Origin of the sequence: Streptomyces sp. NPDC127092, assembly GCF_042722475.1 — a bacterium.
GTDB lineage: Bacteria > Actinomycetota > Actinomycetes > Streptomycetales > Streptomycetaceae > Streptomyces.
Map to the genome: position 1 here is coordinate 98,292 of NZ_JBHXFE010000027.1, position 13,710 is coordinate 112,001.

Consider the following 13,710-nt stretch of genomic DNA (forward strand, 5'->3'; position numbering starts at 1 on the left):
CCCGGCGGCGCGAGCGGCGTCCCGTGTTGCTACGGACTGACGGCTATTCAGCCGCCCACGGCACCTGCGGCGACCGGTAGAAGTCGACGCCCAGGGCGCTCAGGCGCGGGCCCTGCGCGGCCAGGCGCAGCCGGTACGACTCCCAGTCGTGGCTCGCGGCGGGTGACCAGCCCAGTTCGGCGATGCCCGGCAGGCGCGGGAAGGCCATGTGGTCGATGTGGGCGCTCGTGGAGACGGTCTCGGTCCACAGCGGGGCCTCGACGCCCGCGATGCCCGACTCGGGCAGGCCCGGCAGCAGGGTCGCCGGGTCCCAGTCGTAGGACCGCCGGACCTCCACGTAGCCCGCCCAGGACAGGCCGAGCGGGGTGTCCTTCGTGTACTTCATGTCGAGGTAGGCCCGGTCGGCGGGCGAGAGGATCACCTTGGTGCCCGCCCGCGCGGCCGCCGCGACCCGTTCCTTCTCCGTCGCCGACGAGCGGTCCAGGCCCCACCACTGGGCGAGCGCGCCTTCGGCCGGCCGGGCGTTCGTCAGCTGGTGCCAGCCGATGACCGTCTTGCCGTACCGCGCGACGACCGGCTGCACCCGGTCCATGAAGGCGACGTAATCCGCGTGGCTGGTGGAGTGCGCCTCGTCGCCGCCGATGTGGAGGTGGCGGCCCGGCGTGAGGGCGGCGAGTTCGCGGACGACGTCGTCCACGAAGTCGTACGTGACCTCCTTGGGCACGCACAGCGAGCTGAAGCCCACGTTCGTCCCCGTGTAGAGCGGCGGTGCGACGCCGTCGCAGTTGAGCTCGGCGTAGGAGGCGAGGGCCGCGTTGGTGTGGCCGGGCATGTCGATCTCGGGCACGACCTCCTGGTAGCGGGAGGCGGCGTAGCGGACGATCTCGCGGTAGTCGTCCTTGGTGTAGTGACCGCCGGGCCCGCCGCCGACCTGGGTGGAGCCGCCGTGGGTGGCCAGCCGGGGCCAGGAGTCGATCGCGAGGCGCCAGCCCTGGTCGTCGCTCAGGTGCAGGTGCAGCTTGTTGATCTTGTAGAGGGCGAGCTGGTCGATGTAGCGCTTGACCTGGTCGACGGTGAAGAAGTGCCGGGAGACGTCGAGCATCGCGCCCCGGTAGGCGAAGCGCGGGGCGTCCCGGACGACGCCGCCGGCGATCTTCCAGGGGCCGGGCTGCACGGTGCGCTTCTCGACGGCCGCGGGCAGCTGCTGGCGCAGGGTCTGGACGCCGCGGAAGAGCCCGGCGTGCTCGTGGGCGGTGAGGGTGACGCCGCCGCGGCCGGAGCGCAGCTCGTAGCCCTCCTCGCCGAGCGCGGTGGCGCCGCGGTCGATGCGGAGCAGGATGCCGCCGCGGGCCGCGCCGTCGCCGACGACGGGCAGCGGGTAGCCGGTGGAGGGCCGGAGCACCCCGGCGAGGTAGCGGCCGATCTCCCGGGTGGCGCGGTCGCCGGAGTCGACGCGGACGGCAGTGGCGGGGCCGAGCGTGTACGGCGCGCCGCCGGGCGTCACGGAGGCCGGGACGGGCACGACGTCGCCGAGCGGCCGGACGAGGGGCTCGGCGGCGGCGGTCCGCGCGCCGGGGACGCCGGCGACGGCGAGGAGCAGGGAGGAGAGGACGAGGAGCCGCGAGGAGCGGAGGAGCGGAAACGTTCTGCGCGGTCGCACAGGCATGTCCCTTTCGATGGGGTCGACTGCGGGCATGGCGTATCCGAACGGTCACCATGCGTACCGCCTGCCCCATCGCGGGTCAAGGTGTAGACCAATTAACCCGTCTGGCGGCGCGATCACACCCCCTCCTGCCCGATATCGGGCAGGATTCTTGCAATGCCCCTCGAGTACCCCTCAGTATTCACGGGTGCTCGAACGCCGACCGTCGCACGACGACCTCATCGACCACCTGGTCCGCAGCACCGCGCTCCAGCGCGGTGAGGCCGCCCGGGTGGTGCTCGACGTGCTGGCGTACTTCGACGAGTCGACCGAGGACTTCGTCCGGCGCCGCCACCGCGAGCTGCAGTCGGGCGGCGCGGTCAACGCGGAGATCTTCGAGCGGATCGCGGCCGAACTGCCGCACCGCGCCGTGGCACCACCGGAGCTCTCGCTCCGCCAGCTGCGACGGATCGTCTACGGCTGACCACCGGGGCTCCCGCCCCCTCGGTCGCCCGGCCGGGCACACCCACTGACTTCTGGAGGACTGACACCTTTATGTGCGGAATCGTCGGTTACATCGGCAAGCGCGACGTCGCTCCCCTGCTGCTCGAAGGACTGCAGCGGCTCGAGTACCGGGGTTACGACTCCGCCGGCATCGTCGTCACCAGCCCGAAGGCCTCCGGCCTGAAGATGGTGAAGGCCAAGGGCCGGGTCCGCGACCTCGAGGCCCGCGTCCCCAAGCGCTTCGCGGGCACCACCGGCATCGCGCACACCCGCTGGGCCACCCACGGCGCCCCGAGCGACGTCAACGCCCACCCGCACCTCGACCCCGAGAACAAGGTCGCCGTCGTCCACAACGGCATCGTCGACAACGCGGCCGAGCTGCGCGCCAAGCTCGAGGCCGACGGCGTCGTCTTCGCCTCCGAGACCGACACCGAGGTCATCACCCACCTGATCGCCCGCTCCCAGGCCGACTCCCTGGAGGAGAAGGTCCGCGAGGCGCTCAAGCACATCGAGGGCACCTACGGCATCGCCGTCATGCACGCCGACTTCAACGACCGCATCGTGGTGGCCCGCAACGGCTCCCCGGTCGTCCTCGGCATCGGCGAGAAGGAGATGTTCGTCGCCTCCGACGTCGCCGCCCTGGTCGCCCACACCCGCCAGGTCGTCACCCTCGACGACGGCGAGATGGCCACCCTGAAGGCCGACGACTTCCGCACCTACACGACCTCGGGCGCGTCCACCAACGCCACCCCGGAGACCGTGGAGTGGGAGGCCGCCTCGTACGACATGGGCGGCCACGACACCTACATGCACAAGGAGATCTCCGAGCAGCCCGACGCGGTCGACCGCGTGCTGCGCGGACGGATCGACGACCGCTTCTCCACCGTGCACCTCGGCGGCCTGAACCTGGACGCCCGCGAGGCCCGCTCGATCCGCCGGATCAAGATCCTCGGCTGCGGCACCTCGTACCACGCCGGTCTGATCGGCGCCTCCCTCATCGAGGGCATGGCCCGCATCCCGGCCGACGCCGAGCCGGCCTCCGAGTTCCGCTACCGCAACCCGGTCGTGGACCCCGACACCCTCTACATCGCCGTCTCCCAGTCCGGCGAGACCTACGACGTGCTCGCCGCCGTCCAGGAGCTCAAGCGCAAGGGCGCCCGCGTCCTCGGCGTGGTCAACGTGGTCGGCTCCGCCATCGCCCGCGAGGCCGACGGCGGCGTCTACGTCCACGCGGGTCCCGAGGTCTGCGTCGTCTCCACCAAGTGCTTCACCAACACCGTGGTCGCCTTCGCGCTGCTCGCCCTGCACCTCGGCCGCATCCGCGACCTGTCCGTCACCGACGGCAAGCGGATCATCGAGGGCCTGCGCAAGCTGCCCGGCCAGATCGAGGAGATCCTCAAGACCGAGGACGAGATCAAGAAGCTGGCCAAGGAGTACGCGGGCGCCCAGTCGATGATGTTCATCGGCCGCGTCCGGGGCTACCCGGTCGCCCTGGAGGCCTCCCTCAAGCTGAAGGAGATCTCCTACATCCACGCCGAGGCCTACCCGGCCTCCGAGCTGAAGCACGGCCCGCTCGCCCTCATCGAGCCGGCCCTGCCGACGGTCGCGATCGTCCCCGACGACGACCTGCTGGAGAAGAACCGCGCCGCCCTGGAGGAGATCAAGGCCCGCAGCGGCCGCATCCTCGCGGTCGCGCACCAGGTGCAGGAGAAGGCCGACCACACCATCGTCGTGCCGAAGAACGAGGACGAGCTCGACCCGATCCTCATGGGCATCCCGCTCCAGCTCCTCGCCTACCACACCGCGCTCGCCATGGGCCGCGACATCGACAAGCCGCGGAACCTGGCCAAGTCCGTCACGGTCGAGTAGCGGGGACTCCGGGCCTGTCCCCCGGACCCCCGCCCGCCGGGCCTGTCCCCCGGCGTCGGCCGGACACCACAGCGGTCCCCGTGCTTCCCAGGAGCACGGGGACCGCTGCTTTCCGCGTGGTGTACGGATCAGCTCGCCGCGGCGGCGCGGGAGCCGCGGGCCAGCGAGGTCGGCCAGCCGGCCACCGCCGCCGTCGCGCCGTACCAGGCCGCGAGGCCGGCCACCGCGGCCACCCAGCCGCCCGCCTTGCCGAGGCCCGAGTTGTCGGCGAGGGCGCCGATGCCGAGCAGCAGCAGGGCGACGAAGAGCAGCCCGTACACGCCCTGTCCGAAGAGGCCGCTGCCGCCCGACGCCATGGTCAGGGTGAGCGCGAGGAGCGCCCACAGCAGCAGGAAGAGACCGGCGGCCTCGGCGGAGCCGCTGTCGCCGACGCCGGTGCCCCAGGTGAACCAGAAGGCGCCGAGCGCCGAATAGGCCGTGCCCTCACCGGTGTTGCCCGCACGCAGGGCGAGCAGGCCGACGAGGAACAGGGCCACACCGCCGACCCAGGTCGCGAGCCCGGCCGCGTCCGCCGCGCCGACGTGGTCGATCACGCCGGTGGAGCCGATGCCGAAGGCCAGCAGGGTCAGTCCGAGTGCGAGGTGTCCGAGGGTGGAGGTGCTGTTTCCCGCGGTGGCGTCATTGGACACGGCGGGCTCCCTTCAGGTGTGCAGTTGTGCTGCTTGGGCTGCTTTGTTCCGGTGAGCTTTATGTACCCTTCACAAGCACACAATTCACCTGAGGAAGGCCGAAATTATGGCCGGAACAAGGGAGTTGAGGCAGCGACCCGAGGGACCGGCGGTGCCGCTGTTACGGGACGACGGGATCGCGGGACCGGAGCGGGGGACCGGAGCGCGGTGTCTACGGGATGACGACGACCGGGCGCTGGGCGCGCCGTGCGAGCCGGCCGGCCACCGAGCCGAAGATCCGCCCGACCACGCCGTGCGTGGAGCCCACCACGATCGCGTCGGCGGAGTACTCCCGGCCGACCTCTTCCAGCTCGTGACAGATGTCGCCGCCGCGCTCGACCAGGATCCACGGCACCTCGGAGAGGTGCTCCGCGCAGGCCAGCTCCAGGCCGAGGACCTCGGTGCGGTGGTCCGGCACGTCGACGAAGACCGGCGGCTCGCAGCCGGCCCACACGGTGGTGGGCAGCCGGTTGGCGACGTGCACGATGATCAGGCCCGATCCGGAGCGGCGGGCCATGCCGATGGCGTACGCGAGGGCTCGTTCACTGGACGTCGAGCCGTCGAATCCGACGACGACGCCGTGCCGGAAGGCCGGGTCGCAGGCGTGACGGGGCTGTTCCACCGCGAGGGGGTCGACCGTGGAGTCGGCGACGCGCTTGCGGTCCGCGGGTTCGGGGAATTCGTGACCGGCCATCGGTGTCTCGGCGAAGAGGGTCCTCTGGAAGGGACGGGCAGGACGGGGAGCGGAACAACGGTTGGCGGCGGAGCTGTGTCCGGGAATCATCTTCCCAAGCCCATACCCCCAAGGGTACGGCGACACTCCTCTCGTGCCCAGGGGCGGCCGCCGGGCGCCGTTACGGCGTTCCAGGGAGCATGCACGAGCCCCGCGCCGTAGCGCAATGCCGGATGTGCCCTACAGGAGTCCGAACGGGGGCCAAACGGACGCCCCGCGCAGTGACCGGAACGTTCCGCTCCTCGTTCCCACAGGTCAACGCCACCGTCGCAGGGAGCCCGCCCGTGCCCGCACCGTCGCCCATGGACACCGACGACCGCCTCGACCCCGCCGCCCTCGCCTCCGCCGAGACGGTCACCGCTTTCCTCGCACCCCCCGGCGCCGCCCCCGCCGGCCCCCGCGCCCCCCGTCCGCGCGGGCGCCGCCGGGCGCGGGAGGCGGGCGGTCCGGGCGGTTCCGGCGAGCACGGGACGCCGGGCGGCGGCACCGCGCCGGACGCGGCGAGCGACGTGGTCCGCTGGGCGGTCTTCTGCTGCGCGCTCGTCCCGGTCGTCCTCGTGGTCTACGGCACCTCACTGGGCGGCGCGGCCGGCACCGCGCTCGGCCTGGCCGCCGTGACGGCGGCCTGCCGGGTGCTGCTGCGGCGCTCCGAACGGGGTCTGCGGGCCGAGCGCCACTCGCGGAGTTGACAGGGTCGCACAGCCGATCCCGTATGTTTTCAGCCAAGTTCCTGTGCCCGGCCGGAGCATGGCCGAAGACCGCTCAACCCGCGTAGGTCCAGGCATCACCGCCCTGGACTGGGCTTCCTGATCGAACGCTTCACGCCAAGTGCCCATGTCGACAATGTGCCGGAAGGAGAACTTGTCGCTCGGGCGCCACGGGACGCAGTAGATTCGATCATGGATACCGAAGACTGGGGTCTCGCGCAAAACCGAGGGGAAACGTGGCACAGCGACACGACCAGGGAGACGCCAACACCGAGGGGGGCTTAGCGTCATGAGCCAGGACCACTCCGCCGCACCGGAGGCGGCACGGAAGCTGTCCGGGCGCCGCCGTCGCGAAGTCGTCGCGGTACTGCTGTTCAGCGGTGGCCCCATCTTCGAGAGCTCCATCCCGCTCTCCGTTTTCGGCATCGACCGCCAGGACGCGGGGGTGCCACGCTACCGACTGCTCGTATGCGCCGGCGAGGACGGCCCCCTGCGGACCACGGGCGGGCTCGAACTCTCCGCGCCGTACGGCCTGGAGGCGATCAGCCGGGCCGGCACCGTCGTGGTGCCCGCCTGGCGCTCGATCACCTCACCGCCGCCGCCGGAGGCGCTCGAAGCGCTCCGCCGGGCCCACGAGGAGGGCGCGCGCATCGTCGGTCTGTGCACCGGCGCGTTCGTCCTCGCCGCGGCCGGCCTGCTCGACGGCCGCCCGGCGACCACGCACTGGATGTACGCGCCGACGCTCGCCAAGCGCTATCCGTCGGTCCACGTGGACCCGCGGGAGCTCTTCGTCGACGACGGCGACGTGCTGACCTCGGCCGGCACCGCGGCCGGAATCGACCTCTGTCTGCACATCGTGCGGACCGACCACGGCACGGAGGCCGCGGGCGCCCTGGCGCGCCGGCTGGTCGTCCCGCCGCGGCGCAGCGGCGGTCAGGAGCGCTACCTCGACAGGTCTTTACCCGAGGAGATCGGCGCCGACCCGCTGGCCGAGGTCGTCGCCTGGGCGCTGGAGCACCTCCACGAGCAGTTCGACGTGGAGACCCTGGCGGCGAGGGCGTACATGAGCCGTCGTACGTTCGACCGCCGGTTCCGCTCGCTGACCGGCTCGGCGCCGCTGCAGTGGCTGATCACCCAGCGGGTGCTCCAGGCACAGCGGCTCCTGGAGACCTCCGACTACTCGGTCGACGAGGTCGCGGGACGCTGCGGCTTCCGCTCGCCGGTGGCCCTGCGCGGCCACTTCCGGCGGCAGCTGGGTTCCTCGCCGGCGGCCTACCGGGCGGCGTACCGGGCCCGGCGGCCGCAGGGCGAGGGCGCCACGGCGGTCCTCGACGCGGTCGTCCCGGCGCAGGCCCAGACGGTCCCGCGCCGCCCGGGGCACCTGATGGAGCCCGGAAAGCCGCCGTCGGACGCCTTCACGGGCGGCCGCCCGGCCCTCCCGGGCCAGCGCAGCGCGCCGTAACCGGCCCCGTGAGCCGCGCGAGCCACAAGCCGCGCACCGAGAAAAAACCGAAGGGCTCCCCAGGACACCTCCTGGAGGGGCCCTTCGGCCATCCTGCGGTTCCGCTCCGCGTTCGGCCATAAGGTAGGACGCATGAACGATCGCATGGTGTGGATCGACTGCGAGATGACCGGGCTCTCGCTGACGGACGACGCACTCATCGAGGTGGCCGCACTGGTCACCGACTCGGAACTGAACGTGCTCGGCGAAGGCGTGGACATCGTGATCCGCCCGCCCGAGGCGGCCCTGGAGACGATGCCGGAGATCGTGCGCCAGATGCACACGGCCTCGGGCCTGCTCGACGCGCTGGCCGAGGGCACCACCCTGGCCGACGCCGAGGCGCAGGTCCTCGCGTACGTCCGCGAGCACGTCAAGGAGCCCGGCCGGGCCCCGCTGTGCGGGAACTCGGTCTCCACCGACCGCGGCTTCCTCGCCCGGGACATGCCCGCCCTGGAGAGCCACCTCCACTACCGGATCGTCGATGTCTCCTCGGTCAAGGAACTGGCGCGCCGCTGGTACCCGAGGGCGTACTTCAACAGTCCGGAGAAGAACGGCAACCACCGGGCGCTCGCCGACATCCGCGAGTCCATCGCCGAGCTCCGCTACTACCGCGAGGCGATCTTCGTGCCGCAGCCCGGCCCGGACTCGGAGACCGCCAGGCAGATCGCGGCCCGGCACGTCCTCCCGGCCGAGTAGGCACCGGCCCCCGGCCCTCGCCGGGAAGCCGCTCGCGCCCACCGGACCCCCTCGGGGAAAACGTGTGCGCGAGCACCCCCTCGGACCCTGTAGACTTCTTCTCGGCCGGTCAGGGAAGCCCTCGGGCGAATGACCGGTCGTGGTGGGTATAGCTCAGCTGGTAGAGCACCTGGTTGTGGTCCAGGATGTCGCGGGTTCGAGTCCCGTTACTCACCCTGAGAGATCGAGGCCCCGGTTCGGAAGAACCGGGGCCTCGGTCGTTTCCCTGTTCCGTACGCCTCGGTCCCGCCCCGGGAGGGACGGGACCGAGAAGGAGCCGGGTCAGATCACCGGCGGGCGGCCCAGGCGGCCCATGCGCCACACCGTGGACCAGCGCATCGGGCGGCGGGTGCCGCCGGAGCGGCGGACGCCCTCGAAGAAGCCGGCGAACCAGGCGCGCAGGCCCGGCAGGGAGCGGGTGCGGGCCAGGGTCAGCAGCGTCCACACGCCCAGGTAGACGGGAACGAGCGGGACCGGCAGGTTCCGCTTGGCCAGCCACACCCGGTTGCGGGCGGTCATCCGGTAGTAGACCGCGTGCCGGGCCGGGCTGGTCTTCGGGTGCTGGAGGAGCAGCTCCGGCGCGTACCGCACGGTCCAGCCGTCGTCGAGGGCGCGCCAGGCGAGGTCGGTCTCCTCATGGGTGAAGAAGAAGTCCTCGGGCCAGCCGCCGATCCGGTCGAGCATCCGCATCGACAGGCCGTGGCCGCCGCCGAGGAAGGTGGTCACCTCGCCGCCCCGCATCGGGTCCTTCGCGCCGAGCCTGGGCACGTGCCGCCGCTGCGTCTCGCCGTTCTCGTCCGCGATGCGGAAGGAGACCACGCCGAGCCTCGGCTCCGCCTCGTACAGGTCGACGAGCCGGCGGAAGACGTCCGTGTCGACGAGCAGGCCGTCGTCGTCGAGGTCCACCAGGACGTCGACGTCGCCGAAGGACCGGAGCGTCTCGATCGCGACGTTGCGGCCGCCGGACACCCCGCGGTTCTCCGGGAGCTCCACCCCGTGCACGCCGTCCGGCAGATCGGCCAGCGTCCCCGCGCCGTTGCCGATCACGACGACCCGGGTGGCCGGCTCGTCCTGCGCGGCCACCGAATCGAGCAGCGCCCGCAGCTCCTTCGGGCGCGTGCCCATCGTCAGCACCGCCACACCCACACGCGGTCGCGCCACAACCCACTCCGTCCGTCGATCACCATCCCGGGTCCCGCGATGCTAACGGGCCCGCGTCCCCGTCCGTTCACGTGGACGGCACGCGGCGCACGCCCGCCCGTCATGATCGCCGTCGCAGCCGTGATCGCCGTCGCCGCAGCCGCAGCCGCAGCCGTCGCCGCCGTGGCCGTGGCCGCGCCCGGGCCGGGCCGGGCCGGCCGGGCGGGGCGGGCGGGGCGCGCAGGGCGTCCCGGGTCAGCGCAGGTCGCGTCGCATCAGGACGCGGGGATGACCGGCGAGGACCGAGGTGGTGTCGGCGGCGTGGACGAAGCCGGCGCGCTCGAAGTTCCCGCGCAGTCCCGGATACGCCATGGTCAGGTCGACCCGCGCGTCGCCGTTGTCCAGCGGATACGCCTCGACGACGGGCGCGCCCCGCTCGCGGGCGAACTCGACGGCGCCGGCGATCAGCGCGTGCGAGACGCCCTGCCCGCGGTGCCCGGGCCGCACCCTGACGCACCACAGCGACCACACCGGGAGGTCGTCGACGTGCGGGATCTTCCGGCTGCGCGCGAAGCTCGTCTCGGCGCGCGGCGCCACGGCCGCCCAGCCGACCGGCTCGTCCCCGTCGTACGCGAGGACACCCGGCGGGACCGCCCCGCGGCAGAGCCCGGCGACGTACTCGCCCCGGGCCGGGCCGCGCAGCTCGTTGTTGAGCGCGGACGGGATCCGGTAGCTCAGGCACCAGCAGACGGTGGCCGTCGGCGACTTCGGGCCGATGACGGCGGCGGTGTCGGCGAAGTCCGAGGCCGGCCGCACCTCGATCGTCATCCCCTTCTCCCCTCTCTCCCCTTCTCTTCCGTCACCCTCCCACGGTGCTCCTTCGCCCGCCCGGGTGGCGCGGCGGAGCGACTTCCGCGGCCCCGGCGAGCTGTCCCCCGACGGCCGCGCGGGCCGCACTACGGTCGCGCCATGTCCAGGCGCACGAGAGGGAGCGGCGGCCTCGCCGGCCGGCCCGTCACCGCGCTCGTCCTCGCCCTCCTCCTCGCCGCGGGGCTCACCGCCGGCTGCGCCACCGACCCGCCCGTGCCGCGCCCCGCCGGTGCCGGCGGCGTGGACCCGGCCGGGCGGCCGGTCACGCTGACCGTCGGCGTCTTCGGGTCCTTCGGGCTCAAGGAGGCCGGGCTCTACGACGCGTACATGCGGCTGCACCCGGACGTCGCGGTCCGCCAGACGTCCGTCGAGCGCAACGAGAACTACTACCCGCAGCTGATCACCCATCTCGTCACCGGCTCCGGACTCGCCGACGTACAGGCCGTGGAGATCGGCAACATCGCCGAGGTCGTCGGCACGCAGGGCCACCGCCTGGTGGACCTGGGCAGGGCGCCCGGGGTGGACCGGGGGGCGTTCCTGCCGTGGAAGTGGGCGCAGGGCACGGGCCGGGACGGCCGGACGGTCGGGCTCGGCACCGACATCGGCCCGCAGGCCGTCTGCTACCGCAAGGACCTGTTCGCCCGGGCCGGGCTGCCGACCGGGCGGGAGGCCGTGGGGCGGCTGTGGGCCGGGGACTGGCGGCGCTTCCTCGCCGTGGGCCGGCGGTTCGCCGCGCGGGCACCGGACGGCGCCGCGTTCACCGACTCGGCGTCGGGCGTGCTGGCGGCGGTCATCAGCAGCGGCCCGCTGCGCTTCTACGACGGGCGGGGCACCCTCGTCGTCGGCACCAACCCGGCCGTCCGGGAGGCCTGGGACCTGGCCGCCGCCTTCGCCCGGGAGGGGCTGACGGCCCGGCTCCAGCAGTTCACCCCCGGCTGGGACCAGGGCTTCGCGAACGGGACCTTCGCGACGGTCGCCTGCCCGGCCTGGATGCTCGGCTACATCCAGGACAAGGCGGGCCCGGCGGGCGCGGGCCGCTGGGACGTGGCCGCGGCGCCCCGGCCGGGCAACTGGGGCGGCTCCTTCCTCGTCGTCCCCCGGGCCGGCCGGCACCGGGCGGAGGCCGCCCGCCTGGCCGCGTGGCTGACCGCCCCCGCCCAGCAGGCCCGGGTGTTCGCGCTCCGCGGCAGCTTCCCGAGCACCTCGGCCGCCCACGCCGTGCCCGCGGTGGCGTCCGCCCGCCACCCGTACTTCGGCGACGCCCCGGTGGGCGCGCTCTTCACGGCGGCGGCGCGGGGCGTGCCGACGGCCCCGGTCGGCCCGAAGGAGGGGCTCGTCGCCCAGCACCTGTCCGACGTGGGCATGCTCCAGGTCGACCAGGCGGGCCGCGACCCGGACGAGGCCTGGGCGGAAGCGCTGCGGTCGATCGACAACGCGCTGGACCGGTGAGACGGTGACCGACGTTCCCGCGCACGGGGCGCCGCCCGCGACCGCCCTGGCCACACCCGAAGCGCCGGTCCGCCGGGCCGTGCGGCGCGGCCGCTGGGTCCCGTACGGCTTCGTCGCGCCGTTCTTCGTGCTCTTCGGGGCGTTCGGCCTGTTCCCGCTGCTGTACACCGGGTGGGCCTCGCTGCACCGGGTCGAGCTGACCTCGCTCGACCGCTGGGAGTGGCTGGGGCCGGGGAACTACGTGCGGCTCGCCGGCGATCCGTTCTTCTGGAACGCCCTGGGCAACACCTTCGTGATCGGCGTGCTGTCGACGGTGCCGCAGCTGCTGCTCGCGCTGGGGGTCGCGCACCTCCTCGACGTACGGCTGCGGGGGCGCGCGTTCTTCCGTGTGGTGGCGCTCGCTCCGTACGCCACCTCCGTGGCCGCGGCGACGCTCGTCTTCGCGCTGCTCTTCGGGCGGGACCACGGTCTCGTCAACTGGGTCCTGTCGGTCGCCGGCGTCGGCCCGGTCGACTGGCAGAACGGGCCGTGGGCGTCGAAGGCCGCGGTGTCGGCGATCGTCGTGTGGCGGTGGACCGGCTACAACGCGCTGGTCTACCTCGCCGCGATGCAGACCGTGCCGCGCGAGCTGTACGAGGCGGCGGCGCTCGACGGGGCCTCGCGGTGGCGGCAGTTCGTCCACGTGACGCTGCCGGGACTGCGGCCGGCGATCGTGTTCACGGTGGTCGTGTCGACGATCGGGGCGACCCAGCTGTTCGGCGAGCCGCTGCTGTTCGGGGCCGGGGCGGGGGCGTCGGGCGGGGCGGACCACCAGTTCCAGACGCTGGGGCTCTACCTGTACGAGCAGGGGTGGGTGAACCTGCATCTGGGGCGGGCCTCGGCGATCGCCTGGGTGATGCTGCTGATCCTGCTCGTGGTGTTCGGGGCGGCGCGGCTCGTCCGGTCGCGGGCGGCGGCCGGGCCCGGGGAGGCGGACTGATGCGTACGGCACGGGCCGGCTGGGGCACGTACGTCCTGCTGCTCCTCTTCGCCGCCGTCTCCCTCTTCCCGCTGCTGTGGGCGGCGGTCGCGGCCTCCCGGACGACGACCCGGCTCGCGCACACGCCGCCGCCGCTGCGCTTCGGCCGCAACCTGCCGCGCAATCTGGGCATCGCGTGGACCGACGCCCATCTGGGCGCGGCGCTCGCGAACACGGCGCTCGTGGCGTCGGTGGTCGCGGCGGGCACGGTGCTCGTGGCGACGCTCGCCGGCTTCGCGTTCGCGCGGCTGCGGTTCCGGTTCCGGGGCGCGCTGCTCGCCCTCGTGGTGGGGACGATGCTGATCCCGCCGCAGCTGGGGGTCGTGCCGCTGTTTCTGCTGGTGGCCCGGCTGCGCTGGACGGACGAGCTGCAGGCGGTGATCCTGCCGGGTCTGGTGTCGGCGTTCGGGGTGTTCTTCATGCGCCAGCACCTGGTGCGGGCGCTGCCGGCCGAGCTGGTGGAGGCGGCGCGGGTGGACGGGGCCGGGGCGCTGCGGATCGTGTGGCACGTGGTGTTCCCGGCGGCGCGGCCGGCGATGGCGGTACTGGGGGCGCTGACGTTCGTGGCGGCCTGGAACGACTTCTTCTGGCCGGTGCTCGTGCTGACCCAGACGGGGAGTCCGACGGTGCAGGTGGCGCTGACGGGTCTGGGGCGCGGCTACATCCCGGACCAGTCGGTGGTGATGGCGGGCGCGGTGCTGGGGACGGTGCCGCTGCTGCTGGTGTTCGCGGTGCTGGGCCGGCAGATCGTGGGCGGGGTGATGCGGGGCGCGGTGAAGGGCTAGGGGTGTCCGACCCTGATCCGCCGGACAGG

At 73.2% G+C, this 13,710-nt stretch carries 13 protein-coding genes and 1 tRNA gene; 9 read left to right on the top strand and 5 right to left on the bottom strand.

Annotation, left to right across the window (positions count from 1 at the left end):
* Positions 1-43: 43 nt before the first annotated feature.
* A complete protein-coding gene (locus tag ACFWJO_RS22655; RefSeq protein ID WP_386867734.1) occupies positions 44-1,666 on the bottom strand; it encodes a beta-N-acetylhexosaminidase in 1,623 nt (540 codons plus the stop codon).
* 184 nt (positions 1,667-1,850) lie between these two features.
* Here ACFWJO_RS22655 and ACFWJO_RS22660 point away from each other — a divergent pair, with 184 nt between their 5' ends.
* Together ACFWJO_RS22660 and glmS are read left to right on the top strand one after the other, a co-directional pair.
* Positions 1,851-2,126 carry a hypothetical protein gene (locus tag ACFWJO_RS22660; RefSeq protein WP_041662420.1) on the top strand — a complete coding sequence of 92 codons (276 nt, stop codon included), beginning with the start codon at positions 1,851-1,853 and terminating at the stop codon, positions 2,124-2,126.
* A 71-nt stretch (positions 2,127-2,197) separates the two neighbouring features.
* Positions 2,198-4,015 (top strand): glutamine--fructose-6-phosphate transaminase (isomerizing), encoded by a 1,818-nt coding sequence (gene glmS / locus ACFWJO_RS22665; RefSeq protein WP_386867736.1) that lies wholly within the window; start codon positions 2,198-2,200, stop codon positions 4,013-4,015.
* Between the two features lie 128 nt (positions 4,016-4,143).
* On the opposite strand, the gene ACFWJO_RS22670 is transcribed toward glmS, so the two are convergent.
* Positions 4,144-4,704, bottom strand: coding sequence for a GPR1/FUN34/YaaH family transporter (locus ACFWJO_RS22670; protein WP_386867738.1), 561 nt, complete (start codon positions 4,702-4,704; stop codon positions 4,144-4,146).
* Between the two features lie 211 nt (positions 4,705-4,915).
* A complete protein-coding gene (locus ACFWJO_RS22675) occupies positions 4,916-5,437 on the bottom strand; it encodes a universal stress protein (RefSeq protein ID WP_384409196.1) in 522 nt (173 codons plus the stop codon).
* Positions 5,438-5,760: 323 nt separating this feature from the next.
* Here ACFWJO_RS22675 and ACFWJO_RS22680 point away from each other — a divergent pair, with 323 nt between their 5' ends.
* From ACFWJO_RS22680 to ACFWJO_RS22695, 4 genes are all read left to right on the top strand, one after another.
* Positions 5,761-6,165, top strand: coding sequence for a hypothetical protein (locus ACFWJO_RS22680; protein WP_386867740.1), 405 nt, complete (start codon positions 5,761-5,763; stop codon positions 6,163-6,165).
* A gap of 307 nt (positions 6,166-6,472) precedes the next feature.
* Entirely contained in the window at positions 6,473-7,645 is a 1,173-nt protein-coding gene (locus ACFWJO_RS22685; protein ID WP_386867742.1) for a helix-turn-helix domain-containing protein, read from the top strand.
* A 132-nt stretch (positions 7,646-7,777) separates the two neighbouring features.
* Positions 7,778-8,380: an oligoribonuclease gene (gene orn, locus ACFWJO_RS22690; protein ID WP_386867744.1), complete on the top strand. Its 603-nt coding sequence runs from the start codon at positions 7,778-7,780 to the stop codon at positions 8,378-8,380.
* A gap of 142 nt (positions 8,381-8,522) precedes the next feature.
* Positions 8,523-8,595 (top strand) — tRNA-His (locus ACFWJO_RS22695).
* A gap of 106 nt (positions 8,596-8,701) precedes the next feature.
* On the opposite strand, the gene ACFWJO_RS22700 is transcribed toward ACFWJO_RS22695, so the two are convergent.
* Positions 8,702-9,580: a glycosyltransferase family 2 protein gene (locus ACFWJO_RS22700; protein WP_386867746.1), complete on the bottom strand. Its 879-nt coding sequence runs from the start codon at positions 9,578-9,580 to the stop codon at positions 8,702-8,704.
* Between the two features lie 234 nt (positions 9,581-9,814).
* Positions 9,815-10,387, bottom strand: a complete 573-nt coding sequence (locus tag ACFWJO_RS22705) for a GNAT family N-acetyltransferase (protein ID WP_386867748.1) — start codon at positions 10,385-10,387, stop codon at positions 9,815-9,817.
* A gap of 141 nt (positions 10,388-10,528) precedes the next feature.
* Here ACFWJO_RS22705 and ACFWJO_RS22710 point away from each other — a divergent pair, with 141 nt between their 5' ends.
* From ACFWJO_RS22710 to ACFWJO_RS22720, 3 genes are read left to right on the top strand one after another with little or no spacing between them, the layout of a single operon-like run.
* Complete coding sequence (locus ACFWJO_RS22710) at positions 10,529-11,878, top strand: ABC transporter substrate-binding protein (RefSeq protein ID WP_386867750.1); 1,350 nt, start codon at positions 10,529-10,531, stop codon at positions 11,876-11,878.
* Positions 11,879-11,882: 4 nt separating this feature from the next.
* A complete protein-coding gene (locus ACFWJO_RS22715; protein ID WP_386867752.1) occupies positions 11,883-12,857 on the top strand; it encodes a carbohydrate ABC transporter permease in 975 nt (324 codons plus the stop codon).
* Entirely contained in the window at positions 12,767-13,681 is a 915-nt protein-coding gene (locus tag ACFWJO_RS22720) for a carbohydrate ABC transporter permease (RefSeq protein WP_386867763.1), read from the top strand. The genes ACFWJO_RS22715 and ACFWJO_RS22720 overlap by 91 nt, the downstream gene beginning before the upstream one ends.
* Positions 13,682-13,710: the final 29 nt, after the last annotated feature.